This window comes from Streptomyces sp. SM1 (assembly GCF_002910825.1).
Classification (GTDB): domain Bacteria; phylum Actinomycetota; class Actinomycetes; order Streptomycetales; family Streptomycetaceae; genus Streptomyces; species Streptomyces okerensis.
Genome location: NZ_NEUB01000005.1, coordinates 1 through 1,377 on the forward strand (window position 1 = coordinate 1; position 1,377 = coordinate 1,377).

Genomic DNA, 1,377 nt, shown 5'->3' on the forward strand with positions numbered 1-1,377 from the left:
GCCCAGCAGGCGGAGCTTCAACTCCGCGCGCGCCTTGGACAGTTCGTCCTTCTCCGGGTGGCGGACCGACTCCAGCAGGGCCGGCACACCGGCCGCGTCCGGGGTCAGGACCGTCGCCGCCGCCACCGTCGGGAACGCCGCGCGGAACGTCTGCTCGGAGAGGCCGCCGGTGTTGGCCACCGCGTACGGCTTGCCGCTGGCCAGGAAGTCGGTGATCACGCTGGACACGTCACTGATCAGCAGGTCGGTGACGTCGAAGCAGGCGTAGAGCGAGGGGCGTGCCTCCGTGACGACCTGGTGCTCCCCCTCGGGCAGTGAGGCCCAGTACGCCTCCTCCCAGGCGGCGGTCGCCCGCGCCACCGCCTCGGCCCGGCCCGGTTCCGGGGCGGACTGCCTCAGCATCCGCTCGACCTGGTCGGCGTCGTCGCCGAACCCGTCCGTGGTGAGACGGTCCAGCTCCTGAGTGCGGAAGGCGAGTTCCTCCGAGCGGCCGGGGCGCGGCCCGGAGCCGGACCGGTTGGCCGCGCGGATGAGTTCCCGGATGCGACGGTCCGCGGCGCCCGCCCGCGGGTCCACCGAACCGGTCAGCGGGTGCGGCTTGTACAGCAGCCGCACGTCCGGGTCGGCGAGCAGGGCCCGTACCAGGTTCTCGCCGGCCGCGACCACCGACGTGTTGCCGGGTTCGCCGTCCCAGCCCTCCCAGGTCGGCGCGTACAGCACGGTCGTACGGCGCCCGGCCGGCGGGCCCGCGCAGGGAAGTACGGCGTCCAGCTGCGGGCGGCCGATCTCCACCACGTCCTTGTCCTCGACCCCGACCTCCGCCAGCGCGTACCGCTCACGTGCCGCCGGGCCGGCCACCCACACCTCGTCGTACGCCTTCGCGTAGGGATTGCACGACGACAGCTTGTCGCTCTCGCCGTGGTTGACGAAGGCGTGCTTGATCGTGGGGATGCGCAGCACCTGGGAGGTCTTGCCGGAGTTCGAGGGGTGGATGAGCACCTGGAGTGTGGAGTGCTCGAGCCGCATCAGCGTGGGCACCTTCGGCAGGCACACGATCGGGATGTCGGTCGGCGGGATCATGGACACCATGAACCGTTCCCGCAGGACGATGACCGGACGGGTGTCCAGCCGGGCGAGGGGCTCCAGCCACATGCCGGCCTGGTAGGCGGACGCCGACCCGCCGGAGAAGTACAGCCCGACCGTCGGCCGGTACTCCGCCAGCCACGCGTCGAACCAGTCGAGCACCTCCTGCTCGCCGGCGGGGCGCCGCCCGGGGAGCAGGCGCGGCAGCAGGGCGGCCAGTCCGGCCAGGGCGAGTGCCAGCGACAGCACGACACCGGCCGCCGCGAACCGGGTGTCGTCCGTCGCCGCCGTCGC

1 protein-coding gene is annotated in these 1,377 nt (G+C 72.9%); it reads right to left on the reverse strand.

Annotated features, from left to right (window positions below; genetic code table 11):
* Positions 1 to 1,377: hypothetical protein (locus B9S61_RS00040; protein WP_103540322.1), on the reverse strand; the 1,377-nt coding region annotated here is incomplete at both ends.